The organism is Variovorax paradoxus, from assembly GCF_029919115.1.
GTDB classification, from domain to species: domain Bacteria; phylum Pseudomonadota; class Gammaproteobacteria; order Burkholderiales; family Burkholderiaceae_C; genus Variovorax; species Variovorax paradoxus_O.
In genome coordinates this window covers 3,528,894-3,552,136 of sequence record NZ_CP123990.1, presented here as the reverse complement: position 1 = coordinate 3,552,136, position 23,243 = coordinate 3,528,894, and the positions used below count along the sequence as shown (strand labels likewise).

At 66.5% G+C, this 23,243-nt stretch carries 23 protein-coding genes and 1 tRNA gene; 7 read left to right on the top strand and 17 right to left on the bottom strand.

The annotated features are described in order from the left end of the window. Window positions 1-6 precede the first annotated feature (6 nt). Window positions 7-774: a hypothetical protein gene (locus tag QHG62_RS17220; RefSeq protein ID WP_281146738.1), complete on the top strand. Its 768-nt coding sequence runs from the start codon at window positions 7-9 to the stop codon at window positions 772-774. On the opposite strand, the gene QHG62_RS17215 is transcribed toward QHG62_RS17220, so the two are convergent. The 7 genes from QHG62_RS17215 to QHG62_RS17185 all read right to left on the bottom strand — a co-directional run bounded on the left by QHG62_RS17215 (window position 771) and on the right by QHG62_RS17185 (window position 7,657). After that, window positions 771-1,457 carry a cysteine hydrolase family protein gene (locus QHG62_RS17215; RefSeq protein ID WP_281146739.1) on the bottom strand — a complete coding sequence of 229 codons (687 nt, stop codon included), beginning with the start codon at window positions 1,455-1,457 and terminating at the stop codon, window positions 771-773. The two genes, QHG62_RS17220 and QHG62_RS17215, sit on opposite strands and share 4 nt — an antisense overlap. Next, window positions 1,454-2,386 carry an ABC transporter permease gene (locus tag QHG62_RS17210; protein ID WP_281146740.1) on the bottom strand — a complete coding sequence of 311 codons (933 nt, stop codon included), beginning with the start codon at window positions 2,384-2,386 and terminating at the stop codon, window positions 1,454-1,456. Before QHG62_RS17210 ends, QHG62_RS17215 begins: the two co-directional genes overlap by 4 nt. Further along, on the bottom strand, window positions 2,383-3,534 hold the full coding sequence (locus QHG62_RS17205; protein WP_281146741.1) for an ABC transporter permease: 1,152 nt from the start codon (window positions 3,532-3,534) through the stop codon (window positions 2,383-2,385). Before QHG62_RS17205 ends, QHG62_RS17210 begins: the two co-directional genes overlap by 4 nt. Continuing rightward, on the bottom strand, window positions 3,527-5,059 hold the full coding sequence (locus tag QHG62_RS17200) for an ABC transporter ATP-binding protein (RefSeq protein ID WP_281146742.1): 1,533 nt from the start codon (window positions 5,057-5,059) through the stop codon (window positions 3,527-3,529). The genes QHG62_RS17205 and QHG62_RS17200 overlap by 8 nt, the downstream gene beginning before the upstream one ends. 31 nt (window positions 5,060-5,090) lie before the next feature. Further along, the gene (locus QHG62_RS17195) at window positions 5,091-6,197 is read right to left on the bottom strand and encodes a BMP family ABC transporter substrate-binding protein (RefSeq protein ID WP_281146743.1); all 1,107 of its coding nucleotides are present in this window, start codon (window positions 6,195-6,197) and stop codon (window positions 5,091-5,093) included. A gap of 66 nt (window positions 6,198-6,263) precedes the next feature. Continuing rightward, the gene (locus QHG62_RS17190) at window positions 6,264-6,650 is read right to left on the bottom strand and encodes a VOC family protein (RefSeq protein WP_281146744.1); all 387 of its coding nucleotides are present in this window, start codon (window positions 6,648-6,650) and stop codon (window positions 6,264-6,266) included. Window positions 6,651-6,652: 2 nt separating this feature from the next. Further along, window positions 6,653-7,657 (bottom strand): isopenicillin N synthase family dioxygenase, encoded by a 1,005-nt coding sequence (locus QHG62_RS17185; RefSeq protein WP_281146745.1) that lies wholly within the window; start codon window positions 7,655-7,657, stop codon window positions 6,653-6,655. Between the two features lie 198 nt (window positions 7,658-7,855). On the opposite strand from QHG62_RS17185, the gene rutR reads away from it, so the two are divergent. Beyond that, on the top strand, window positions 7,856-8,599 hold the full coding sequence (gene rutR / locus QHG62_RS17180) for an HTH-type transcriptional regulator RutR (RefSeq protein ID WP_281146746.1): 744 nt from the start codon (window positions 7,856-7,858) through the stop codon (window positions 8,597-8,599). A 76-nt stretch (window positions 8,600-8,675) separates the two neighbouring features. On the opposite strand, the gene rutF is transcribed toward rutR, so the two are convergent. From rutF to rutA, 6 genes are read right to left on the bottom strand one after another with little or no spacing between them, the layout of a single operon-like run. Further along, complete coding sequence (gene rutF, locus QHG62_RS17175; RefSeq protein WP_281146747.1) at window positions 8,676-9,218, bottom strand: NADH-dependent FMN reductase RutF; 543 nt, start codon at window positions 9,216-9,218, stop codon at window positions 8,676-8,678. A 20-nt stretch (window positions 9,219-9,238) separates the two neighbouring features. After that, a complete protein-coding gene (locus QHG62_RS17170; RefSeq protein ID WP_281146748.1) occupies window positions 9,239-9,835 on the bottom strand; it encodes a malonic semialdehyde reductase in 597 nt (198 codons plus the stop codon). After that, entirely contained in the window at window positions 9,832-10,632 is an 801-nt protein-coding gene (gene rutD / locus QHG62_RS17165; protein ID WP_281146749.1) for a pyrimidine utilization protein D, read from the bottom strand. The genes QHG62_RS17170 and rutD overlap by 4 nt, the downstream gene beginning before the upstream one ends. A 2-nt stretch (window positions 10,633-10,634) precedes the next feature. After that, the gene (gene rutC, locus QHG62_RS17160) at window positions 10,635-11,027 is read right to left on the bottom strand and encodes a pyrimidine utilization protein C (protein ID WP_281146750.1); all 393 of its coding nucleotides are present in this window, start codon (window positions 11,025-11,027) and stop codon (window positions 10,635-10,637) included. Window positions 11,028-11,051: 24 nt separating this feature from the next. Beyond that, window positions 11,052-11,843: a pyrimidine utilization protein B gene (rutB, locus tag QHG62_RS17155; protein ID WP_281146751.1), complete on the bottom strand. Its 792-nt coding sequence runs from the start codon at window positions 11,841-11,843 to the stop codon at window positions 11,052-11,054. Between the two features lie 14 nt (window positions 11,844-11,857). Then, window positions 11,858-12,970 carry a pyrimidine utilization protein A gene (rutA, locus tag QHG62_RS17150; RefSeq protein WP_281146752.1) on the bottom strand — a complete coding sequence of 371 codons (1,113 nt, stop codon included), beginning with the start codon at window positions 12,968-12,970 and terminating at the stop codon, window positions 11,858-11,860. A 218-nt stretch (window positions 12,971-13,188) separates the two neighbouring features. Here rutA and QHG62_RS17145 point away from each other — a divergent pair, with 218 nt between their 5' ends. The 3 genes from QHG62_RS17145 to QHG62_RS17135 are packed head-to-tail and all read left to right on the top strand — an operon-like array spanning window position 13,189 to window position 15,242. After that, window positions 13,189-13,641 (top strand): YybH family protein, encoded by a 453-nt coding sequence (locus QHG62_RS17145; protein WP_157616167.1) that lies wholly within the window; start codon window positions 13,189-13,191, stop codon window positions 13,639-13,641. A gap of 36 nt (window positions 13,642-13,677) precedes the next feature. Continuing rightward, a complete protein-coding gene (locus tag QHG62_RS17140) occupies window positions 13,678-14,658 on the top strand; it encodes a YheT family hydrolase (RefSeq protein ID WP_281151686.1) in 981 nt (326 codons plus the stop codon). 35 nt (window positions 14,659-14,693) lie between these two features. After that, window positions 14,694-15,242, top strand: a complete 549-nt coding sequence (locus tag QHG62_RS17135; protein WP_281146753.1) for a DUF2946 family protein — start codon at window positions 14,694-14,696, stop codon at window positions 15,240-15,242. A gap of 77 nt (window positions 15,243-15,319) precedes the next feature. Here the strand turns inward: QHG62_RS17135 and QHG62_RS17130 are convergent, their stop codons facing one another. From QHG62_RS17130 to QHG62_RS17115, 4 genes are all read right to left on the bottom strand, one after another. After that, a complete protein-coding gene (locus QHG62_RS17130) occupies window positions 15,320-15,931 on the bottom strand; it encodes a c-type cytochrome (protein WP_281146754.1) in 612 nt (203 codons plus the stop codon). 114 nt (window positions 15,932-16,045) lie between these two features. Beyond that, window positions 16,046-17,470 carry an efflux transporter outer membrane subunit gene (locus QHG62_RS17125; protein ID WP_281146755.1) on the bottom strand — a complete coding sequence of 475 codons (1,425 nt, stop codon included), beginning with the start codon at window positions 17,468-17,470 and terminating at the stop codon, window positions 16,046-16,048. Beyond that, window positions 17,463-20,627 carry an efflux RND transporter permease subunit gene (locus tag QHG62_RS17120; protein WP_281146756.1) on the bottom strand — a complete coding sequence of 1,055 codons (3,165 nt, stop codon included), beginning with the start codon at window positions 20,625-20,627 and terminating at the stop codon, window positions 17,463-17,465. The genes QHG62_RS17125 and QHG62_RS17120 overlap by 8 nt, the downstream gene beginning before the upstream one ends. Window positions 20,628-20,645: 18 nt before the next feature. After that, window positions 20,646-21,935: an efflux RND transporter periplasmic adaptor subunit gene (locus tag QHG62_RS17115; protein ID WP_281146757.1), complete on the bottom strand. Its 1,290-nt coding sequence runs from the start codon at window positions 21,933-21,935 to the stop codon at window positions 20,646-20,648. Between the two features lie 176 nt (window positions 21,936-22,111). Here QHG62_RS17115 and QHG62_RS17110 point away from each other — a divergent pair, with 176 nt between their 5' ends. Beyond that, window positions 22,112-22,780: a TetR family transcriptional regulator gene (locus tag QHG62_RS17110; protein ID WP_281146758.1), complete on the top strand. Its 669-nt coding sequence runs from the start codon at window positions 22,112-22,114 to the stop codon at window positions 22,778-22,780. A gap of 43 nt (window positions 22,781-22,823) precedes the next feature. Then, window positions 22,824-22,898: transfer RNA gene (locus QHG62_RS17105), tRNA-Arg, on the top strand. Window positions 22,899-23,243: the final 345 nt, after the last annotated feature.

Sequence of the window (23,243 nt, the reverse complement as noted above, 5' to 3'; positions counted from 1 at the left end):
GGCTCCATGGCCCTCGATCCCCTTCAAGCCCTGCAGGCTGCCAACCGCGTGGTATTGCCCCCGGCAGCCGCAACTGCCGCTACGGCCGGAACGCTCCTGATTGCCGGCGCCACCGGCGCCCTGGGCCAGGAGCTGCTGCGCCGGCTCGCAAGCGGCCACCGCTTTGCCCATGTGCGGGTGCTGTCGCGCGAGCCCATGCGCGACGGCATGCGCGGCGTCGAAACCTGCCTTTGCCCCGACGTGCCGATTGCGCAATGGGGGCTCACCTCGGCCGATACCGCGGTCATCGCCTTCGATCCGCCCCGGCTCTACCACGGCCGCGAGCGCGCACTGTGGGTGCCGCAGCCTTCCGATTTGCCCGAGCTTTCGCGCTGGCTGCGTGCCTGCGGCGTGCACACGCTCGCCATCGTGCAGCCGCACGACCAGGGCCGCCTGCCCGAGGCGCTCAAGCGCGGCCTTGCGAGCCTCGACGAGCAGGCCGTGGTCGCCAGCGGCTTCGAGCGCGTGATTCTCTTGCGTTCCGCGCGCAAGCCGCTCAACGCCAGGCTGGCAAACCCTGCCGAAAGGCTGGCCGCGTGGATGCTGTCGATCATGCGTTTCATGGTGCCGGCGAGCGAGCAGCCGGTGCGCCCCTCCAAGCTCGCCGAACTGGTCGACATGGCCCTGCGCATCGCACCCGCCGGCGTGCACGTGGCCGCGCCGGAGCTGGTGTGGCAGGCGGCGCAGGGCGACATGCAGCCTGTGCTGCGGCGCTGGTTGGGCCTTGCTGGCTAGCTTTGGCCAATGCCGCGCCACTGGCGCAGCAGTTCGGCCGAGTCGAGCACCAGCCCCAGGTGCAGCGACACCATGCTGAGCGCGGCGCTTTCCAGGTGCGGGTCGGTGCCGCGCACCAGGTCGCGCAGCACGATCACGCGGTAGTTGTGGTTGTTGGCGTCGAACGCGGTGTTGAGCACGCAGCAATCGGTAAACCCGCCGTTGAGCACCACCGTTTCAATGCGCTGGTTGCGCAGCAGAAAGTCGAGGTCGGTCGGATAGAAAGCCGACAGCCGGCGCTTGCTTTCCACGCGCATGTCGCCCGGCTCCACGCGGGTAACCCACTCGGTCCAGCGCGAGCCTTCGATGGCATGCGCATCGGCATTCGGTATGGCGCCCACGTGCAGCGGAAAGGTGCGCCGCCACGCAGCCGGAATGCCGTTGATGTCATCGGCGCCATCGGGCCGCAGCACCGACTTGACGTGCACGATGCGCACGCCCAGCGCGCGGGCATCGTCGTGAAAGCTGTCGATGGGCGCCACCACGTCGCGCGCACGCGGCGCGGGGCAGGGGCAGTCGGGGCTGTCGTCCAGGTGGCCGCGGTGCATGTCGATGGAAACCACAGCCGTGGTGGCCGGATCGAGGTAGTCCGCAAACTGCGCCGCGCCGAGTTCGCGCTCTTCGCCGTACACCCAGGCCTTCATCGCCGCTCCTCCCGAACATAGGGTTGGCCGAGCGCGCCCGGCTCGTCGTCTCCGCCGCGCCGGGCCAATGCGACCCACACCATTACGCCCAGCGTTACCGCATAGGGCGTCATCATCACGAAGTACTGCGGCAGCTGCACCCCGGCCGCCGCAAGCTGGGGAATGAGCGCCTCGATGCAGCCGAACAGCAGCGCACCCACCAGCGCCTTCCATGGCGACCAGCGCGCGAAGATCACCAGCCCCACCGCAATCCAGCCGCGCCCGCCGGTCATGCCTGCGATCCACAGCTTGGTGCTCACCACCGAGATGTAGGCACCCGCAAGGCCCACCAGCGCCGAGCCTGCGAGCACCGCGGCCAGCCGCCATGTGGTGACGCGGATGCCGGCCGCATCGGCCGCCTGCGGGTTTTCGCCCACCGCGCGCAGCCGCAGCCCGGCCGAGGTGCGCGAGAAAAACCACGCCACTGCAACGAAGATGGGCAACGTGAGCCACACCATCGCGTTCTGCTCGAACAGCCGGCCAACGCCGGGCAAGAGAGACAGCGGCCACAGCGCCATCGAGCCGATGCCTTCGGTGGCGTGGTTGGTCCATTCGGCCAGCGAGCCGACAAGCGCCGTGAAGCCTTGGCAGAAGAACACCAGCGCGAGCCCCGCAATTACTTGGTTCACGCGCAGCCAGATCACCATCACCGCGAACAGCAGCGACACCGCGCTGGCCGCAAGCATGGCAAGCACCAGCGACACGCCGGGCTGCCCCAGGACGATTTGCGCACCGATGCCCGCGAGCGCACCCACCAGCATCAGCCCTTCGGCGCCCAGCGAGAGCACGCCCGCCCGCTCGCTGATGATCAGCCCCAGCGCCGCGAGCGCATAAGGCACCGCGAAGTCGGGCGTGCTCGCGAGCCAGTTCAGAACAATGCTTCCGCTCACTGCGCTTGCTCCCCACCCACGCGCCGCACCCGGTGGCGAATGAAGAAATCGCTCGACGCCACGCACACCACGATGATGGCCTGGATGAGCTGCACCATCGAGAACGGCACCTGGTAGAACACCTGCAGGCTGCGGCCCGTGACGAACAGCGCCGCCACCAGCAGCGCCACCACGGTGGCCGCCAGCGGGTTATTGCGTGCGAGAAAGGCGATGAGGATGCCCGAGAAGCCGTAGCCCTGGTAGAAGGCCTGCGTGAGCCGCCCCTCCTGCCCCGAGGCCACCGCAAAGCCCGCGAGCCCGGCCATCGCTCCCGACAGCAGCACGGCGCCATAGATGGTGCGGCGCACCGGCACGCCGTTGGCATGCGCCACGCGCGGGCTGGCATCGACAAAGCGCAGGTACAGCCCGGCCCGGCTCACGCCCACCAGCCACCACGCCAGCAGCGCCACCACCGCCGCGAGCAAGATGGCGCTGCTCACGCCGGCGCCCAGTTCGGGCAGCCGCTCGAAGGCGCGGAACTGCGGCGAATACGGAAAGTTGTCCTTCGGGTCCTTCCAGCTGCCGTACACCAGGTGCAGCAAGAAGTTGGCCGCCATGTAGTTGAGCATCAGCGTGGAGATGATCTCGTTCACGCCGAGCCTGATCTTCAGCCACGCCGGCCCCAGCACCCAGAGCAGCCCGCAGCCGATGGCGGCCGCGAACATCAGCGGCAGGCGCAGCGGCTCGGGGCCCACCTGCCACATCGAGACGGCCGTGGCGCCGATGGCGCCCCACACCATCTGGCCCTCGAGCCCCAGGTTCCAGAAGCGCGCGCGAAACGCCAGCGAGCCCGCCAGGCCCACGAGGATCATCGGCGCAGCCTGGAACAGCACGGCGCGAAAGTTCTGGCCGTCGAAAAAGGTCTGCATCACGAACTCGTTGGCGAGTTCGTCCGCGGGAACCCCGGCGGCCACAAGAATCGCGGCAGAAATTGCCAGGCCGGCCAGCAGCGCCGCCGCAAGAATCAGTGCCTGCCGCCGCCACCCCATGTGCTGGCGGATCTCCAGCGCATAGCGCCGGCGCGCCAGCGGCTGGCGCCGCGCGCGGTGCGCGGCTTCCGGGTCGGTTTGCGCGGGCTGCGCAATGGCCGCGAGCGTTGCGTCAACCATGGTCCACCATCGCCTGTCCAATCGCCTGCCGGTCGGCTGGCTGCGCGAATTCACCGGCGATCCGGCCGCGCGTCATCACGCCCACGCGGTCGGCCAGCTGCAGCACCTCGTCGAGGTCTTCGCTGATCAGCAGCACCGCTGCGCCGCCGTCGCGCGCCGCGCGCAGCCGCGCATGCACCTCGGCGCTCGCGCGCACGTCGAGTCCCCGGCTCGGGCTGTGCGCCAGCACCAGCGAGGGCGACTTGCCGAACTCCCGCGCAAGCACCAGCTTCTGTGCATTGCCGCCGGAGAGCAGCGCTGCCTTCTGCACCACCGAGCGCACCCCCAGCACATCGAAGGCGCGAACCGCCTCTTGCGTATCGGCCCGGATGCGACCGCGCCGCAGGCGCCATGCCGGGCCGTAGCGGCCGGTGTGCACGCGGCCTATGGCGTAGTTCTCGGCCACCGAAAGGCCGCCGGCCAGCGCAAGGCCATAGCGGTCGGCCGGAATCGCGGCAATGCCTACGTTGCGGCGCTCTGGTGCACTCATGGCCTTCAGGTCGCCGTGGCCGCTGAGGTGAATCTCGCCTTCGAGCGCACCGCCCGCATCGGGCAGGCCCATGATGGCGCCGGCCAGCTCGCCCTGTCCGTTGCCGCCCACACCGGCAAGGCCGTAGATTTCGCCCGCATGCAGTTCGAGGTCGACGCCGTCGAGGATGCGGCGGCCTTCTGGCGACGGCGCCGAGCGCAAGCCACGCACCGCGAGCCGCACAGCGCCGCGCGGCGACTTTGCTACCTGGAAACTTTGCGTGGCAATCGATTCGCCCACCGTGAGCTTCACCAGCTCGGCGACCGATGCGGTGTCGGGCGCCAGCGTGGCCACCGTGCGGCCGCCGCGCATCACCGTTACCCGGTCGGCATACGTTTTCACGTCGGCCATCTTGTGCGTGACCAGCACCACGGCGGAGCCGCTTCGCGCAAGGCCGCGCACGGTTTGCAGAAGGCGCGCAGCCTCCTGGTCGGTAAGCACCGCGGTGGGTTCGTCGAGTATCAGGATGCGGGCGCCCGCAAGCAGCACCTTGAGAATTTCCACCCGCTGCTGCTCGGCAATCGAGAGCGAATCGACGCGCCTTGCGGGGTCGATGTCGAAGCCCAGCTCCGAGGCCTTGTTGCGGATGTCACGCGAGATCTCGCGCAGGCGTTCTCCGTGGCTTTGAAACCCGGCCGGCGGCGGGGCGGTGAGCAGAATGTTCTCTGCCACCGTGAACGGCCGCACCAGCTTGAAGTGCTGGTGAACCATGCCGATGCGTTGCCTTGCCGCGTCGGCCGGGCCGGCAAAGCGCACCACGTTGTCGTCGACCAAGAGCTGGCCGGCTTCAGGTGCATAGAGCCCGGCCGCAATGTTCATCAGCGACGACTTGCCCGCGCCGTTCTCGCCCAGGAGCGCATGCACCTCGCCCCAGCGCGCGGCAAAGTGCGCGTCGGTCAGCGCCGCAAAGCCATCGAAGCTCTTGCGGATGCCGGTGAGTTCGAGCGCGTTGGGCATGCCGGATCGCCTTGCTTTTTCTTCTCTTGGGTTACTTCTGTGTGACCACGCCCTTGACGAACCAGTCCATCTTCCACAGATCGGCGTCCGAAAGCACCGCGCCCTTGGCCACGCGCTCCTTGCCGTCGCGGTCGGCAAGCGGGCCGGCATAGACCTGCTTGCCCTTCATGATCGCGTCGCGCTCGGCGGTAATGGCCGCGGCCTTGTCCTTGGGCACCGCGGGGCCGAAGCCAGCAATGTCGGTGCCGCCGTCCTTCATCTCGATGAAGGCGCCGTACTGGCCGGGCTTCCAGTCACCGGCCATGATCTTCTTGAGCTCGGGCGTCAAAAAGCGGTCCCACACCCACACCGACGAGCACAGCGTGGCCTTGGGTGCAAACTGGCGCAGGTCGCGGTGGTGGCCGGTGCCGTACACGCCGCGCTCCTGTGCCACGATCTGCGGCGTGGGCGAGTCCACGTGCTGCCCGATCACGTCGGCGCCCTGGTCGATCAGCGCGGCCGCGGCGGCGCGTTCCTTCACGGGGTCGTTCCAGGCGCCGGTGTAGATCACGTTGACGGTGGCGTTGGGGTTCATCTTCTGCGCACCGAGCGCGAAGGCGTTGATGGTCCAGTTCACCACGCCGAACGGATTGGCCGCAACGAAGCCGAGCTTGCCCGTCTTGGAGGCCGCACCCGCGGCCATGCCGCAGAGGTACTGGCTCTCGTAGGTGCGGCCGTAGAACGATTCGAGGTTGCTGCCGTTGGTGGTGCCCGAGCCATTGAGAAAAGCCACCCCCGGGTACTTGGCGGCCAAGTCCTTGAAGCTGTCCGAATAGCCGAAGGCGGTGCCGATCACGATGTTGGCACCGCGCTGGATGAACTTCTCGGCCGCAGGCTTGATGGCCGATGCGTCTTCGGGAACGTTCTCCACAAACTGGATCTTCTGGCCGATTTCCTTCTCGATCTTCACGCGCGCTTCGTCGAAGGCCTGCGTCCAGCCGCCATCGTTCTTCGGGCCGAAGTAAAGCATCGCGATCTTCGGCTTGTCCTTCAGCGTAAAGCCGTCGGCGGCTGCCGCGGGCAGCGAGACGAACGCGACGCCGGCTGCAAGCGCCAGGGCAAGGCCGGAGGTGAAGCCGTGGGTGGGAGTGCGCAGCATGGAGCGACCTTTCGTGAGAAGCAAGCCAGGAAAAAAAAGCGTTTGAAGACGGAGGTGCTGCGCGCGTCACATCATGAAGTTGATGCGAAACACGTTGCCTTCGGGGTCGAGCAGCACCGACTGGTACCAGTTGTAGTAAGTGACGTAGGGCGGCTTCACCAGCGTTGCGCCGGCCTCGAGCGCAACGGGCACCATGCGGTCCACGTCGTCCTTGCTGTCGACGTCGATGTTCAGCAAAAACTTGACGCCGCGCGTGTCGGAAAATTCGGCCAGGTGCAGCAGCTCATAAGCATCGAGCGCGTTGAAGCCGAGGCTCGACTTGCCGGTGTCGAGTCCGCGAAAGATCGGTGAGCGGATGGCCTCGATTTCGGCAAAGCCGAACACGCGCTGGTAGAAGCCGCTGAGCGCGACCACGTCCTTGGCGAAGACGTTGACGTAGGAGAGATGCGCCATGCTCAGGCCACGGCCTTGGTGCCGCCGAACGTCGTCTGCTTCACGAACTTGGAGGTCAGGTGGTCGCCCGATGAAATGGGCGCGTACTTCGGCTGCTCGCCCGGCGCAAGGCAGCTTGGCAGGCACTCCACCATCGCGTCGTAGTTGGGCTGGTGAAAAAACACCAGCGACTGCCGGCGGTTGGTGCTGGCCACCTCGAACGGCGGATTGACCACGCGGTGCAGCGTCGACACCCACTGGTCGTTGGTCCACTGCATCATCAGGTCGGCAATGTTGACCACCAGGCCGCCTTCCACCTGCGGCACGTCGACCCACTGGCCCGCCTTGTTGAACACCTGCAGGCCCTTGTCGTCGGGCAGCACGATGGTGAGGCTCCCGTAGTCGCTGTGCGCGCCTGCGCGCAACTGGCCCGGCAGCGGCGCTTCACGCTGCGGCGGATAGCTCAGCACGCGGAACATGCTGATGTGCTTGTCGATCTTGTCGTCGAAGAACATCTCGGGCAGCGCAAGCCCAAGCGCGAAGATGCGCATCAGCGAGCGCGAGAGATCGCTCATCGCCTCGAAGTAGGCTTCATACGCTTCGCGAAAGCCGTCTATCGGCGGCCAGCTGTTGGGCTCGAAATGCGGCCCGGCAGCGGGGCCGCGATGGTAGTCGTCGTCGGGCACGCCCGAGGGGCCGATCGAGAACGACTCCTTCAGGTCGCCGGGCGCGGCCTCTTCCAGGCTGTACGAAAGCCCTTCTTCGCCCACTGCGCTGTAGCCGCGCACCGCGTCTTCGCGCGGCCGGTCGACCTTGCGCTTCTCGGCCAGCGGCATGTCGAAGAACTCGCGCGAGAGCTTCGACACGCGCGCGATCAGTTCGGCCGGAATGCCGTGGTTGGTAATGACCAGAAAGCCGATGCTGCGGCAGGCCTCGTCGACTTTTCTGGCGACCTGCGCCTTGCCTTCGGCCGTGCCGCCGAAGTAGGGCGCGAGATCGATGATGGGTACGGACAGCAGGGTTGTCATGTGTCGGTCCTCGTGCTTGGCATGCCTTTCGCCATGCAACGTCTGTGCCAGTTGGACCAAATGGACAAAAGGCATTTGTCGCGTCAGCATGGTGCGCGCCGCGCGTGCCGGAAGGCCCGGCCGGCGCAACGCGATGCACCGCGGCCTTACAGTGGTGCGCGTTCAATGAAGAGCCTGCAAATCGAGAAGCGAGGGAAGATGCCGAAGACCAAGGCGCTGGCCACAGCCAGCAGCACAAAGAAGACCCCGGCGAAGAGCGCTGTGAAGGGCGCCGCGAAGGGCCTGGTGCGCAAGTCCGCGAAGCCCGCGGTGCGCAGCGCCTCGGCGGTGAGCCGCAGGCTGCGCCAGATCGAGGACAAGCGCAGCGCCATCCTCGGCGCGGCGCTGGGCCTGTTCTCGCGCTTCGGATTGCACGGCACGTCGATCGACCAGGTGGCGGCGCGGGCCGATGTGTCCAAGAGCAATCTGCTCTATTACTTTGCGAACAAGGAAGAGCTGTACGTGAACGTGCTGCGCGACCTGCTCGCGCTGTGGCTGGAGCCGCTGCGCGGCTTCAGCGCCGAGCAGGACCCGGGCGAGGCCATTGGCGGCTACATCCGCCGCAAGCTCGTGGTCTCGCGCGACCGGCCCGATGCGTCGCGCCTTTTCTGCCTTGAAATGATCCAGGGCGCGCCTTTGCTGCGCGACGAGCTCGACCGCGAACTGCGCACGCTGGTGGAGCGCAAGTCGGAGGTCATCCGTTCATGGGTCGCGTCCGGCAAGCTCGCACCGGTCGATCCGCATCACCTGATCTTCGCGCTCTGGGCCGTCACGCAGCACTATGCGGATTTCGGCGTGCAGGTGCAGGCGCTGACGGGGCACACGCTGGAGGATCCGGTGTTCTTCGAGCAGACGGTGGAGAACGTGCAGCGGATCGTGCTGCATGGGATTGCCCCGCGTTAGGAGTTACTCCCTTGGGATGACAGGGGCGGGTTGCGGACTTGCTCCCTCTCCCAAAGGGAGAGGAGAGAAGACCAGGTCAGTGCGGCGGCGCTGCTATCTCGTGATACCGCCGGTCGAAATAGATCAGGCTCTGCGCTGCCCCGCCAATGGCAATCGCCAGCGCCTCGCAGAACAGCACGTCATGCGTGCCCGCACTCGTCGCCTGCACCACGCGGCAGTCGAATGAGGCCGCGGCATCTTCCAGCACCGGCGATCCGGTCGCCTTGCGCCCCCAGCGGCCCGCGGCAAAGCGCTCGTCCATTGGCGTCTTGCCGCCGAACAGGCCCGACAGCGCCTGGTGGCCCGCCGCCAGCACGTTCACGCAGAGCACGCCGTTGGCCGTGAACGCGGGGTACACCGATGCCGACCGGTTCAGGCACACCAGCAGCATCGGCGGTTCATCGGTCACGCTGCACACGGCGGACGCGGTGAAGCCGGCGCGGCCCGCGGGCCCGTCGGTGGTGATGATGTTGACCGCCGCGCCCAGCCGCGCCATGGCGTTGCGGTAGTCGGCCTTGGGCAGCGCATGCGGCGCACCGCTTGGCATGACGTGGTTGGTGGCCATTGCGTTCAGCAGCATGGGAGGTTTCCGGAATGGTTTCAGGCCAGGACGCAGGCTTCTTCGAAGCCGAGCCGCGGCAGGCGGCCGAACACCTTGGCCGCATCGCCATGGCCAAGATTGATGAGGAAGTTGGTCGTCCAGTCGCTGCCTTCGAAGAACGCGGCATCCACCTTCGCCTTGTCGAAGCCCGACATCGGGCCTGCATCGAGCCCCACCGCGCGCACGGCGAGCAGCAGGTAGCCCGCCTGCATGCTGGCGTTGCGAAAGGCGGTTTCGTGCGCGGCCTCGGGGCTGCCGGTGAACCAGCTGCGCGCATCGGTATGCGGAAACAGCGTGGGCAGCTTGTCGTAGAACTTGCGGTCCCACGCTGCGATGACCGTGACCGGTGCGGCCATGGTCTTGTCGAGGTTGCCCTTGGAAAGCGCAGGCGCAAGGCGCTGCTTGCCCTCGGGCGTGCGAACGAACACGAAGCGTGCGGGCGAGCAGTTGGCCGATGTCGGGCCCATGCGGGCTAGCGCATAGACCTGACGGAGTTGCGCATCCGTCACGGGCTCCGCGGTCCAGCCGTTGTGGCTGCGTGCTTCGGTAAAGAGAAGTGCCAGTGCGGCGTCGTCGAGGGCTGAGGTGGTGGTCATGCGGGAACGCCGGGTGCGCTGACCCGGGAAAGAAAGTCGAGCAGGCTGCGGTTGAAGGCGTCGGCCGCGGTCACGCTGTGCGCATGGCCGCCGTGCGGCATGAAGTGCAGCGTCACGTCGTGAAGGCCATCGGCCAGGTGCTGCGAGCAGGTCCACGGCACCAGCGCGTCGTCCATGGCGGCGGCCACCAACGTGGGCGCGGTGATGTCGCCAAGATGCGCGTCGATGTCGAAGGCGCGCAGCGCCGCAATGCGCGCACGCATGTTGGTCTCGCCCGGAAAGTGCGCAAACGCATGATCGACCTCGTCGGCCACGCGCTGTGCATGTTCCGCGCACCAGGCCGCGGGGTACAGGAAGATCGGCTGCGCTTCCACGTACGCGCGCGGCCCGCAGGCATCAAGCAGCGCAAGCCGCGTATCGAAACAGCGCGCTGAATGCGCATTGGGCTTCGACCACGCATTGACCAGCACCAGGCTCGCCACGCGCGAGGGCTCATCGAGCGCAAGCTGCAGACCCACGAGCCCTCCCAGCGCATGCCCCACCAGGTGGCATCGCGGCGTCGATGTGGCGTCCAGAATCTGCACCACGTCGCGCGCCATGTCGGCAATGGCGTAGCCCGCGTCCAGTGCGGCGGGGCTGCGGCCCGTGCCGCGCTGGTCGTACGCAATCACGCGATGGCCCGCCGCCACGAGCGCGCCGATCTGCGGTTGCCAGAAGGCGGCCGAACCGCCCAGGCCCGACGACAGCAGCACCGCCTCGCCGTCGGCCGGCCCATGCACTTCGTAGTGCAGCGGCATGCTCAGGCCTTGTTGCCGACGTGGGCGATGGAGGCGATTTCGACCAGCGCTTCGGGCTTTACCAGGCCGCACTGAATGCAGTAGCGCGCCGGCTTGGTGCCCGGAAAGAACTCGGCGTACACCGCGTTCACATTCGCGTAGTCGGCCCAGTCCTTGATCATGATCATGTTGAAGGTCACGTCGTCCATGGTGCCGCCGGCTGTTTTGATCACGTTCCGGATCGTCTCGAGCACGTGGCGTGTCTGCGCCGAGGCGTCGCCCACGTGCACCACGTTGTTGTCCTTGTCGAAGGGCAGCGTGCCCGACACGTAGACCACGCCGTCGGCCATGGTGCCGGGCACGAACGGGGCGATGGGCGTGGTGGTTCCGGCGGGGATGATGGCTTGCTTGGGCATGAGGACGGGCTCCTTTAAAAAAAATCAGGCAATGGCCGCTTCGGCCGGCACAGGCTGCGCGGCGGGCTCGGGTGCAAAGGTGGCGCAGAACTGGTCCACGGTCGAAACCCAGCCGAAGAAGGTCTCGACGTTGTAGACCGAGGCCTTCTGTATGGCTGCACCGCCAAGCTCGTGCGTGGCGTCTTCGAGCATCACCGCGAAGTATTCGAGGTGAAAGGCATCGCGCAGCGTCGACTCTACGCACACGTTGGTCGCAATGCCGGTGAACACCAGATGGCGGATGCCGCGTGCGCGCAGCGTGCTGTCGAGCGTGCTGTTGAAGAAGCCGCTGTAGCGCGTCTTGGGCACCACGATGTCGCCGGGCTGCGGCTTCATTTCTGCAATTAGCTCGTAGTCCCAGCCGCCCTTGGCGAGGAATTTGCCCGCCAGCTCGGGCTTGGCGCGCATGGTCTTGAGCGCGTTCGACTTGTGCCAGTTGGGCGAGCCTGGTCCGCCGGCCTCGACGTAGGCGGCGTCCCAGCCGTTCTGCAGAAACACGACCAGCATGCCGGCCGCGCGCGCCGCGGCAATGGTGCGCGCAATGTTGGCAATGGTGCCTTGCGCGCCGGAAATATCGAAGCCCGCGGAGTCGACATAGCCGCCGATGGATGCATAGGCGTTCTGCATGTCGACCACGATCAGGGCGGAGTCGGTCGCATGCAGCGCCAGCGGTTCGGGCCTGGCGGGCAGCACCAGCGGCGCGGGTGCGCCGGGCAGGCGCGGGGCGCCGACTGGCGTGGTCGAGGTGAGGGTGGTGTTGCGTGCGGGCGTGGCCATGCGCGTCTTTCCTTTCAGGCCGCAAGGCGCTCGGGTTCGGCCTGCGAGGGCACGGGGCTTTGCACATGCGCGCGGCTCTTCATCAGCGGCTGGATGCGCTCGCCGAAGGCTTGCACGCCCTGCACAAAGTCGTCGAAAGTGAGCAGCACGCCTTCGGTGCCCGGCACTTCGGCCATCTCGTCGAGCAGGCGCGCAACCGTGGCGTAAGAGCCCACCAGCGTGCCCATGTTGATGTTGACGGCCGAGGTCGGGTCGGACATCTGGCGCACATTGGTGTCGGCACCCGACCTGGTGTCGGCCGCGCCCTGCTGGCCCAGCCACGCAATGGCTTCGTGGTCGGCACCGGCCTTGTAGTGCTCCCACTTGGCGCGCGCGGCCTCGTCGGTTTCGTCGGCAATCACCATCATCAGCACGTAGGTGGTCACGTGGCGGCCGGTCTTGCGCGTGGCCTCGATCAGTTTCTCGGCCGCGGGCGCAAAGGCCTTGGGCGTGTTCACGCCCTTGCCGAAGCAGAAGTTGTAGTCGGCGTATTTGGCGGAAAAGTCCATGCCCGCATCGCTCTGGCCCGCGCAGATCACCTTCATGCCGGCCTGCGGCCGGGGGCTCAGGCGGCAGTCGTCCATCTGGAAGTGCGCGCCCTTGAAGTCGGACTGCCCGGTGCCCCACAGGTCGCGCAGCACCTGGATGTATTCGGAAAGGTATTGGTAGCGCGTGCCGAAGAACTGGTCGCCGGGCCACATGCCCATCTGCGAATACTCGGGCCGCTGCCAGCCGGTGACAAGGTTCAGGCCAAAGCGGCCGTTGGAGATCGAGTCGATGGTCGATGCCATGCGCGCGACGATGGCCGGCGGCATCACCAGCGAGGCCGCGGTGGCAAAGAGCTTGATCTTGGTGGTGACGGCCGCAAGCCCCGCCATGAGCGTGAACGACTCGAGGTTGTGGTCCCAGAACTCCGTCTTGCCGCCAAAGCCGCGCAGCTTGATCATCGAAAGCACGAAGTCGACGCCGTAGCGCTCGGCCGTGAGCGTGATCTCCTTGTTGAGTTCGAAACTCGGCTTGTACTGCGGTGCGTTTTCGGAGAGCAGCCAGCCGTTGTTGCCAATGGGAATGAAGATGCCGACGTTCATGCAGAAGCTCCAGTTGCGGTGTCGCAAAGCCCTATGCATGGCGCGTGCCAGTTGAAAAAGTCCTTTCAAATCAATGCGTTGTGTGTTTTTGAATGTTTCTTTTTGACCATTTGGTCCAAAGTGGAGCAGGCGAACTGCCCAACCTGCGGCAGCACGGTGCGCCCCAAGGCCAAACCGGTGCAGCGACCGCGTCATCGATCGCGCGGCAAAATCACCCCATGCCCAAGACCCCACTTCGCGCCGCCGCTGCCGTCGGCGGTACTGCAGACGACATCGAGGCCGCGTTCTATGAGGCGCTGCAACGCGGCGACATCGAAGCACTGATGGCGTGCTGGGCCGACGAGGACGAGGTGTTCTGCGTGCATCCCGGCGGCCCCCGCCTGGTGGGCGCCACGGCAATCCGCGCGGCTTTCGAGCAGATGTTCGGCAACGGCGCCATCCACGCCATGCCTGCGCGGGTGCGCAAGATCGAGTCGCTGGCAAGCGCGGTGCACAACGTGCTCGAACGCATCGAGGTGCTCACCGCCGAAGGCCCGAAGCACGCCTTTGTGCTAGCCACCAACGTCTATCACAAGACTGCCGAAGGCTGGCGCATGGTGGCGCACCATGCGAGCCCCGGCAGCGCGCGGGAGCCCGTCGACGCGAACGACCCGCCCCAAATCTTGCACTGAGAAATGCCTGGCGACGTTTCTTCCCCGCACTCATCCATGGGCTACGGCGCGCCGCGCTGGCTGCCCGGCGGCAACCTGCAGACCATCTGGGCGGCGCTCTATGCGCGCCGCTTCAACGGGCCGGCGCCGGTGTACCGCCGCGAGCGCTGGAACACGCCTGACGGCGACTTCATCGACGTCGATTTTGTCGATGCGGCCACACCGGGCCCACGGCCGCTGCTGGTGCTGTTCCATGGGCTGGAGGGCTCGTCGCGCAGCCACTATGCCGAAGCTTTTGCCACCTTTGCGGCCGAACGCGGCATGGCCTTTGCCGTGCCGCATTTCAGGGGCTGCAGCGGCGAACTCAACCTGGCCCCGCGCGCCTACCACTCGGGCGACTACGAAGAAATCGACTGGATCCTGCGGCGCATGCGCCAGCGCCAGGCACTCCACGGCGGCGGGCCTGTGCTGGCGGCGGGTGTTTCGCTGGGCGGCAATGCGCTGCTGCGCTGGGCCTGCGAGGCGGGCGAAACGGCCCATGCCTCGGTTGCCGCCGTGGCCTCGGTGTGTGCGCCGCTCGATCTTGCGGCGGGCGGCGAGGCCATCGGCCGCGGCTTCAACCGGCTGGTCTACACGCGCATGTTCCTGGCGACCATGAAGCCCAAGGCCTTGGCCAAGCTGGCCCAGTTTCCGGGGCTTTTCGACCGCGAGCGTCTGATGGCGGCAAGAGACCTCTACACCTTCGACGACGTGTTCACCGCGCCGCTGCACGGCTTTCGCAACACCGACGACTACTGGGCGCGGGGCTCGTCCAAGCCGCACCTGAGCGCGATTCGCGTGCCCGCGCTGGTGGTGAATGCGCTGAACGACCCGTTCATTCCGGCCCGCAGCCTGCCGGGCCCGGGCGAAGTGGGCCCGCACGTCACGTTGTGGCAGCCTGCGCATGGCGGCCATGTGGGCTTTCCGCTTGGCGCGCCGCCGGGGCACGTGCGCGGCATGCCGGAGAGCGTCGGTAGCTGGCTCGGGCAGTTCGCCTAGGCCCGGCTGCCGCGCAGGCGCGCAAAATAGCTTGCATGGACGACATCGTTAAACAAGCGCTCGCCAAGTGGCCCAACGTGCCGCATTGCTACGGCTGGCTTGGCCTGGACGCGCGCGGCAACTGGTACATGCGCGACGACCGCACCCAGGCCCAGGGCCCGTTTCCGGCCGCAAAGGGCTCGATGCTGCGGCACGACAAGCTGATCGATTTCATTCACCGCAACTACGAGCGCGACGCGGAAGGGCAGTGGTTCTTCCAGAACGGCCCCCAGCGCGTGTACGTCGAGCTGGAGGCGGCGCCCTTCGTCTGGCGCATTGCGGACGACAACGGCTTTGCCGTTACGGCCCATACCGGGCAGGCCGCCGATGTCTCGGGCTGCCTGCTCGACGAGGAGGGGCGCCTTTACCTGGTCGCTCCCATCGGGTTGGGGCTGGTTCATACGCAGGACGTGGGCCTGGCGGCCAATGCCATCGAGCAGAGCCTGTGGACGCCCGAACAGGTGCGCGCCGCCGACCTGCCGCAGCGCTTCGGCCATGTGCTGAGCCCCGCGGCCCGCCAGCCGGTGGCCGCTGCCAAACCCTGATTGGCCGCCCTGCAGGCGTAAAAAAGCCGGCGCGAAGCCGGCTTTTGCTTTTGGGGCAGCGCGCCCCCGGGTTCTGCTTACTTGGCCGCGCTGGCCGGTGCGGCAGCCGAGGCAGCACCTTCGGCAGGCGCCGCGCCTGCGGCGGGGCGGTCTGGCACCGGGAACTTGGCGCCGCCTGCATTGGCCAGGTAGACCACGGCACGGCCGATTTCGAGGTCTTCGAAGTCGCCGCCGCCCTGGGGAGGCATGGCGCCCTTGCCATGCAGCGCATGGTCGAGCAGCGTTTCATAGCCCTGGCCGATACGCGGGCCCCAGGCAGCGGCGTCGCTCAGGTGGGGCGCGCCGGGAATGCCGGGCGAGCCGTGGCAGGCAATGCACTGCGTCTTGAAAACCGTTTCGCCTGTTGCCAGGGGGCGGTTTGCGTCGCGGATTTCAATGGCACCGACCTTCTTGAGGCGGTCGGCCACTTCGCGGTTGCGCGCGTCTTGCGACACGCCGTAGAGCGCCATGTTGTCGCCCTCTGCCGTGCCCGCGGGCTTGTTGCCCGAAACCACATAGGCCACAAGGCCCACGATGATCAGGATGGGAGCAAGAAAGGAGAAAAATACCGCCAGCAGCAGTTGCTTCGGGTTTTTGATCGGGCCGGTGTGGGCGTCTTCTGTGGCCTGGTAATGCGGGTCTGCGCTCATGGCGTCCTCAATAACGGGGGCTCGTCGGGGGGCTTTTTCGAATCAACCGGCGATTATAGAGAGGCCCTCCGCCCAAAGGACGGAAGGCCGCTCCGGAGCCGTCGCGCGAAAGCCTCAGCCCTTGTTCTCGCGGCCTGTCCAGCCGCCGCCCAGCGTCTTGTAGAGCGTGACCTGGTTCTGCAGCTGCAAGAGCCGCGTGGTCACTGCCGACTGCTGCGCCGTGTACAGCGAGCGCTGCGCGTCGAGCAGGTCCAGCGCGCTGGCAATGCCGTTGCGGTAGCGCATGTCCGAAAGCTTGAAGCGCACCGCCTCGGCATCGGCCTGCGCACGCTGCGCCCGCACCTGTTCGCCCAGCGTGGCGCGGCCGGCCAGGGCGTCCGCCACTTCGCGGAAAGCGGTTTGAATGGATTTTTCGTACTGCGCCACCGCAATCTCGCGCCCGGCCTTGGCCGAGTCGAGCCCCGCGATGTTGCGGCCCGCATCGAAGATGGGCAGCGTGATCTGCGGCGCAAAGGCCCAGGCCTTCGATCCGCTGTCGAACAGGCCCGAGAACTCGCTGCTCGCGGTACCGATCGAGGTGGTGAGCGAGACGCGCGGAAAGAACGCCGCGCGCGCCGCGCCGATGTTGGCGTTGGCCGCAATCAGCTGCTGCTCGGCCGAGCGGATGTCCGGCCGCTCGGCCAGCAGGTCTGAGGGCAGGCCCGCGGGCACCTCGGGCATCGGCTTGATGCCGTCCAGGCCCCTGGCGCCGCCGGCCGTGGCTTCTGCCGGCACCGGCGCACCCAGCAGCAGGGCGAGCGCGTTCTCGTCCTGCTGGCGCGTGCGCAGCTGCTGCGCGTAAGAAGCACGTGCGGTTTCGGCCAGCGAGTTCGCGGCCTGGAAGTCCAGCTCCGACGACACGCCGTTGTCGAAGCGCAGCTTGGTCAGGCGCACCGATTCTTCGCGCGTCACCATCGTCTGGCGCGTGAGCTCGAGCAGTTCGTCGTCGGCAATCAGCGTGAGCCAGCCGGTGGCAACCGCGGCAATCAGGCTGATCTGCGCGGCCTTGCGCGTTTCTTCGGTGGCAAGGTATTGCGCCAGCGCCTGGTCCTTCAGGCTGCGGATGCGGCCGAAGAAGTCGATCTCCCAGGCGGTAATGCCCAGGTTCACGCTGTACTGCGACGACACGCTGCCCGCGCTGCTGTCGAAGGCCTGCAGCTGGTTGGGGCTCGAGCGCGAGCCGCTGCCGGTAAGGCCCAGCGCCGGAAAGAGGGCAGAGCGCTCGATCTGGAACTGCGCGCGCGCCTGCTCGATGTTGAGCACCGACACCCGCAGGTCGCGGTTGTTGGCCAGCGCGGTCTGGATCAGGCCGGCAAGGCGCGGATCGGTGAAGAAGTCTTGCCACGGCAGGGCGGCCGCGGCCTGGCCCGCCGGCTGCGCCGGATCGCCCGGAAAGGTGGTGGGCACCGGCGCCGCGGGGCGCTCGTAGGTTGGAATGAGCGAGCAGCCGGCCAGCAGCATGGCTGCGGCCAGGGCGGTAGGAATGAATTTCTTAGTCATGTGTCTTTTCCTCCGTGATGCCGGCGGCCTCTGCATGCCGCTTGTCGGCTTCATGCTGGCGCGCGCTGCCCTTGAACAGGCCGCGCACCACCACGAAGAAGACCGGCACGAAGATCACGGCCAGCACCGTGCCCGTGACCATGCCGCCGAGCACACCGGTGCCAATGGCGCGCTGGCTGGCCGAGCCGGCGCCGGAGGCAATGGCCAGCGGCACCACGCCCAGGCCAAAGGCCAGCGAGGTCATGATGATCGGGCGGAACCGCAGGTGCGCCGCGGCCAGGGCCGATTCAATGATGCCCTTGCCCTGCGCCTGCAGGTCTTTTGCAAACTCGATGATCAGAATCGCGTTTTTCGCCGAGAGGCCGATGATGGTGATCAGGCCCACCTGGAAGTACACGTCGTTTGAATAGGCGCGCAGCATGGTTGCCAGCAGCACACCCAGCACGCCCAGCGGCACCACCAGAATGACCGCCAGCGGAATCGACCAGCTCTCGTACAGCGCAGCCAGGCACAGGAACACCGCCAGAATTGCGAAGCCGTACAGGATGATGGCCTGCGAGCCCGCGAGCTTTTCTTCGCGCGACTGACCCGTCCACTCGAAGCCGAAGCCTTGCGGCAACTGCGCGGCGAGCTTTTCCATCTCGGCCATCGCAGCACCCGTGCTGAAGCCCGGCGCCGCGTCGCCGCTGATGCGGATGGCGGGGTAGCCGTTGTAGCGCACCGTTTGCGTGGCGCCCGTTACCCACTTGGTGGTGGCAAAGGCCGAGAGCGGCACCGGCTGGCCCTGCGAGTTGCTGGCGTTCAGCTTCAGCAGGTCGTCCGGCTGCATGCGCGCCGGCGCATCGGCTTGCACCACCACGCGCTGCAGGCGGCCGCGGTTCGGAAAGTCGTTGATGTAGCTCGAACCCAGGCCGGTCGACAGCGTGGCGTTGATCGCATCGAAGGTCACGCCCAGCGCACTGGCCTTGTCCCGGTCGATGTCGATCTGCAGCTGCGGCGCGTCTTCCAGGCCGTCAGGGCGAACCTGCGCCAGGATCTTGCTTTGGCTGGCCATGCCCAGCAGCTGGTTGCGCGCGTTGATGAGCGCCTCGTGGCCCGCACCCGAACGGTCTTGCAGCCGGAAGCTGAAGCCGCTCGCGTTGCCCAGTTCAGGAATGGGCGGCGGGCTCAGCGGGTAGATGAACGCGTCGCGAATGCCCGAGAGCGCACCGAAGGCGCGGCCCGCAAGCGCGCTGGCCGAATGGGCCGGGTCTTTGCGTTCTTCCCAGTCTTTCAGCGTCACGAAGGCAAGGCCGGCGTTCTGGCCCTGGCCCGAGAAGCTGAAGCCCATCACGCCGACCATGCTCTGCACTTCGGGCTGCTTCAGGATGAAGCCTTCGACCTGCTGCATGACCGACAGCGCACGCTCTTGCGTGGCGCCTGGCGGCAGCTGCACGTTCACGATGATGTTGCCCTGGTCTTCTGCCGGCAAGAACGAGCTTGGCAGCCGCAGGTAGGTAAACACCACCGCGCCGATGATCACGGCATAGATGATCAGGTAGCGCGCGGCGCGCCGCAGAATGCGCGCGACGATGCCTTCGTAGCCCTTGGCTGTGCGCGAAAAGCCGCGGTTGAACCAGCCGAAGAAGCCGCTCTTTTCATGGTGGTGGCCCGCTTCGACCGGCTTGAGCAGCGTGGCGCACAGTGCCGGCGTGAGAGACAGCGCCATGAAGGCCGAGAAGGCGATCGACGTCACCATGACCGCCGAGAACTGGCGGTAGATGTTGCCCGTGGAGCCCGCAAAAAATGCGAGCGGCACAAACACCGAGATCAGCACCACCGTCACGCCGATGATGGCGCCCGAGATCTGCCGCATGGCCTTGCGGGTGGCTTCGAGCGGCGAAAGCCCCTCTTCGCTCATGATGCGCTCGACGTTTTCGACCACCACAATGGCGTCGTCCACCACGATACCGATCACCAGCACCATGCCGAACATGGTCAGCACGTTGATCGAGAAGCCCAGCGCAAGCAGCGAGGCGAACGTGCCCAAGAGCGCAATTGGCACCACGATGGTTGGAATGATCGTGTAGCGCCAGTTCTGCAAGAACAGGAACATCACCACAAACACCAGCGCAATGGCTTCGAGCAGCGTCTTCACCACTTCGGTGATGGAGATCTGCACAAAGCGCGAGCTGTCGTACGGAATGTCCCACTTCACGCCCGGCGGAAAGAAGCGCTGCAGCTCTGCCATCTTGGCGCGGATGGCCTTGGCCGACTGAAGCGCGTTGCCGTTGGGCGTGGGCTGCACGCCCACACCCACCGCCGGCACGCCGTTGAGCCGCGCCGAGGTGGCATAAGACTGGCCGCCAAGCTCGACCCGCGCCACGTCTTGCAGCCGCACGGTCGAGCCGTCGGGGTTGGCGCGCAACACAATCTTCTTGAACTGGTCGACGTTGGCCAGCTGGCCGTTGACCACCACCGTGGCTGCAATGGCCTGGCCGGGAATGTTGGGCAGGTCGCCCAGCGTGCCCGAAGACACCTGCGCATTCTGTGCGCGAATCGCGTTGTTCACGTCCGTGGCCGACAGGTTGAAGCCTTGCAGCTTGGCCGGGTCGATCCAGATGCGCATCGCGTTTTCGGAGCCGAACAGCTGGGCCTGGCCCACGCCCACCACGCGCTGCAGTTCAGGCACCACGTTGCGCGCGGCATAGTCGCCAAGCGCCACCGGGTCGAACTGCGGGTTGTCCGAAGACAGCATCACGAACATCAGGAAGTTGTTGCGCGACTTGTCTACGCGCACACCCTGCTGCGTTACCGCGGCCGGCAGGCGCGGCGTTGCGCGCGAAAGCCGGTTTTGCACGTCCACCTGTGCAAGGTCGGGGTTGGTGCCCGCCTCGAAGCTGATGGTGATGGTGCCGGTGCCGTCCGCCTGGGCCACCGATTCCATGTAGATCAGGCCCGGCGAACCGTTCATTTCGCGTTCGATCACGGACAGCACGCTGTCTTCCAGCGTCTGGGCCGAGGCGCCGGGGTACGCCACGTTGATCACGATGGCCGGCGGTGCCACCGGCGGGTATTGCGAGATCGGCAGCTGGGTAATTGCCACGCCGCCCATCACCAGGACGAACAGGGCGATCACCCAGGCGAAGATCGGGCGGTCGATAAAGAATTTGGCCATGCGGGCGCGCTCCTGCTATTACTTCTTTTCGGCCGGCGCAGCCGCCGCACCGCTGGCTGGCGCCGCCGCGGCAGACGCCGCCGGCGCTGCCGGTTTTGCCGCACCGTTGGGCGCCGGCTTGGTCCATGGCACCGCCTTTACCGGCGTGCCGGGCGGCATCATCTGCAGCTTCTGGAAGCCGTCGACCATTACCTGTTCGCCCGCCTTCAGGCCGTCGAGCACCACCCACTGGTTGTCCTTGGCGGCGCTGATCTTCACCGTGCGCTGGCTGATCTTGCCGTCGGCACTGACCACAGACACCGTGTCGCCCTGCTGCGTGCGCGTAACCGCCTGCTGGGGAATGGTGATTGCGTTTGTGGCCTGCGCCTGCTCAAGCTTTACGCGCACATACAGGCCGGGCAGCAGCTCGCCCTTCGGGTTGGGCACCTCGGCGCGCAGCGTGACCTGGCCCGTGGCCTGGTCCACCGTCAGGTCGGAGAACAGCAGCTTGCCCGGCAGCGTGTAGTCGGTGCCGTCTTCGAGCACCACCGTGACGCTGGCGGCCTCTTCGCCGTTGGCGCGCTTGTACTGGCCCGCAGCCAGTGCGCGGCGCAGCTTCAGCACGTCGGATGCCGACTGCGTGAAGTTCACGTACATCGGGTTGATCTGCTGCACCACCGCCAGCTCGGTTGCGTCGCCCTGGCCCACCAGCGCGCCTTCGGTTACCAGCGCGCGGCCGATGCGGCCTGCAATGGGCGAGGTTACGTCGGCGTAGCCAAGGTTGATCTTGGCGGTTTGCACGGCGGCGCGGCCCGCGGCCACATCGGCCTCGGCCGTTTTTTGCGCGGCCACGGCGTTTGCGTATTCCTGCTTGCTGACTGCGTTGGCCTCGACCAGCGGCTTGTAGCGGTCGGCCAGCGCCTTCGCCTGCACGGCGTTGGCCTCTGCCCGGGCCAGCGTGGCCTGCGCGTTTTGCGAGGCTGCCACCAGCGGTGCCGGGTCAATGCGGAACAGCAGCTGGCCCGCCTTTACATCGCTACCTTCGCGGAACTCGCGCTTCAGCAGAATGCCCGAGGCACGGGCGCGAACCTGCGCCACGCGCGAGGCTTCGAGCCGGCCCGGCAGCTCGGTTACCAGGCCCACGTCTGTTGGCGTGGCAACCACCACCCCCACTTCAGGCGCCGGGCGGGCGCCGCCACCGGCTGCGCCACCCTTGCCAGCGGGCGCATCGCCCTTGGAACAGGCCGCGAGCGTCAGCACCACAACGGCGGCCACGATCGCGAGGCGCGGCGAGAACGAAGATTGACGCGAAACATGCAGGAGAGGCATGCGAATCCTTTGAAGCAAAGACAGGAGATGGCGCGTTCGCGATGCGAACAGAAAGCCAGCATAAACAGCCGGGCCATCGGGGAAGCCCGATAGTTTACATACATTCATGGATGTATAGTGACAGCATTGAATGGCCCCATGGTTCGGAAAGGGCTTGGCTTTACAAATCAGGAGACTTGGTGGCACGTCGTACGAAGGAAGAAGCACTGGCTACACGGAATCGGTTGCTCGATGCCGCGGAGCTGCTGTTTCAGGCGCAGGGTGTTTCGCAAACCTCGCTGCAGCAAATTGCGCAGCAGGCCGGCGCGACCCGTGGCGCAATTTATTGGCACTTCAAGGACAAGGCCGACCTGTTCAACGCCATGATGGAGCGCGTCATCCTGCCGCTGGAGGCCGGCCCCCGGGCCGCCGCGGCGGCCGGCACCGACGACCCCCTGGCCGAGATTGAAGAGGGCATGGTGCATGCGCTTACCCTCATGACCACCGACCCCCAGGTGCGCCGCGTGTTCGACGTGGCCACCCACAAGGTTGAATACACGCACGACATGGCCTCGGTGCAGCAGCGCCACCTGGACGCGCGCAACGCCTGCGTGACCGATTTTGAAAAAGCCCTGCGCCTGGCCGCCCGCCGCGACCAGGTCAAGCTGCCCGTGCCCGGCCACGTGGCCGCACAGGGCCTGCACGCACTGCTGAGCGGGCTCATACAGAACTGGCTGCTCGACCCCACCGCCTTCGAGCTGGTGTCTACCGGCAGGCGCACCTTTCGCGTTTACCTGGCCGGCCTGGGTTTTGAACGGAACTCGACCGCGGGTGTCGGAAACGAAGCAGAAGAAGTCGCCGCCTGATAGGCGATAATGCGTGGCTCCGGTTCTGCCGGAACCCAGATTCCTCGCTGTATTTCAACGGATAGAATTCGGCCCTCCGAAGGCTGAGATCCAGGTTCGATTCCTGGCGGCGGGACCAAATGCGAAAGCCGGACACTTTTAAAGGTGTCCGGCTTTTTTTGTTTCTTATCTGGGCGATGCTTTTCTATCGCCAGATTGGTCCGAGTAATTCCATGGAATCCGATGGTGGTGAGGGCGAGGTACAAAATCGGCGGATCAGGAGGGCGAAAACCAATTTCCTCCTCATTTTCCTGAGACATTCGCGGTCTGCGGCTCGGATGGCGGCAGTGTCCACTATCACTGGACCGTCTGAGACTAGGCCTCGCAGGATGCACACTAGTTCCGACGGGGCGCGATCTTTGTTCTACACACCTGCTTCCAAACCCGTCAGGCGCTGCTAGGGGCGTTCCTTACCAAAAGCGAC

Coding starts and splice junctions, on each gene's coding strand:
- QHG62_RS17220 (WP_281146738.1), top strand. CDS start 7: ATGGCCCTCGATCCCCTTCAAGCCCTGCAGGCTGCCAACCGCGTGGTA.
- QHG62_RS17215 (WP_281146739.1), bottom strand. CDS start 1,457: ATGAAGGCCTGGGTGTACGGCGAAGAGCGCGAACTCGGCGCGGCGCAG.
- QHG62_RS17205 (WP_281146741.1), bottom strand. CDS start 3,534: ATGGTTGACGCAACGCTCGCGGCCATTGCGCAGCCCGCGCAAACCGAC.
- QHG62_RS17200 (WP_281146742.1), bottom strand. CDS start 5,059: ATGCCCAACGCGCTCGAACTCACCGGCATCCGCAAGAGCTTCGATGGC.
- QHG62_RS17195 (WP_281146743.1), bottom strand. CDS start 6,197: ATGCTGCGCACTCCCACCCACGGCTTCACCTCCGGCCTTGCCCTGGCG.
- QHG62_RS17190 (WP_281146744.1), bottom strand. CDS start 6,650: ATGGCGCATCTCTCCTACGTCAACGTCTTCGCCAAGGACGTGGTCGCG.
- QHG62_RS17185 (WP_281146745.1), bottom strand. CDS start 7,657: ATGACAACCCTGCTGTCCGTACCCATCATCGATCTCGCGCCCTACTTC.
- rutR (WP_281146746.1), top strand. CDS start 7,856: ATGCCGAAGACCAAGGCGCTGGCCACAGCCAGCAGCACAAAGAAGACC.
- rutF (WP_281146747.1), bottom strand. CDS start 9,218: ATGCTGCTGAACGCAATGGCCACCAACCACGTCATGCCAAGCGGTGCG.
- QHG62_RS17170 (WP_281146748.1), bottom strand. CDS start 9,835: ATGACCACCACCTCAGCCCTCGACGACGCCGCACTGGCACTTCTCTTT.
- rutD (WP_281146749.1), bottom strand. CDS start 10,632: ATGCCGCTGCACTACGAAGTGCATGGGCCGGCCGACGGCGAGGCGGTG.
- rutC (WP_281146750.1), bottom strand. CDS start 11,027: ATGCCCAAGCAAGCCATCATCCCCGCCGGAACCACCACGCCCATCGCC.
- rutB (WP_281146751.1), bottom strand. CDS start 11,843: ATGGCCACGCCCGCACGCAACACCACCCTCACCTCGACCACGCCAGTC.
- rutA (WP_281146752.1), bottom strand. CDS start 12,970: ATGAACGTCGGCATCTTCATTCCCATTGGCAACAACGGCTGGCTGCTC.
- QHG62_RS17145 (WP_157616167.1), top strand. CDS start 13,189: ATGCCCAAGACCCCACTTCGCGCCGCCGCTGCCGTCGGCGGTACTGCA.
- QHG62_RS17140 (WP_281151686.1), top strand. CDS start 13,678: ATGGGCTACGGCGCGCCGCGCTGGCTGCCCGGCGGCAACCTGCAGACC.
- QHG62_RS17135 (WP_281146753.1), top strand. CDS start 14,694: ATGGACGACATCGTTAAACAAGCGCTCGCCAAGTGGCCCAACGTGCCG.
- QHG62_RS17130 (WP_281146754.1), bottom strand. CDS start 15,931: ATGAGCGCAGACCCGCATTACCAGGCCACAGAAGACGCCCACACCGGC.
- QHG62_RS17125 (WP_281146755.1), bottom strand. CDS start 17,470: ATGACTAAGAAATTCATTCCTACCGCCCTGGCCGCAGCCATGCTGCTG.
- QHG62_RS17120 (WP_281146756.1), bottom strand. CDS start 20,627: ATGGCCAAATTCTTTATCGACCGCCCGATCTTCGCCTGGGTGATCGCC.
- QHG62_RS17115 (WP_281146757.1), bottom strand. CDS start 21,935: ATGCCTCTCCTGCATGTTTCGCGTCAATCTTCGTTCTCGCCGCGCCTC.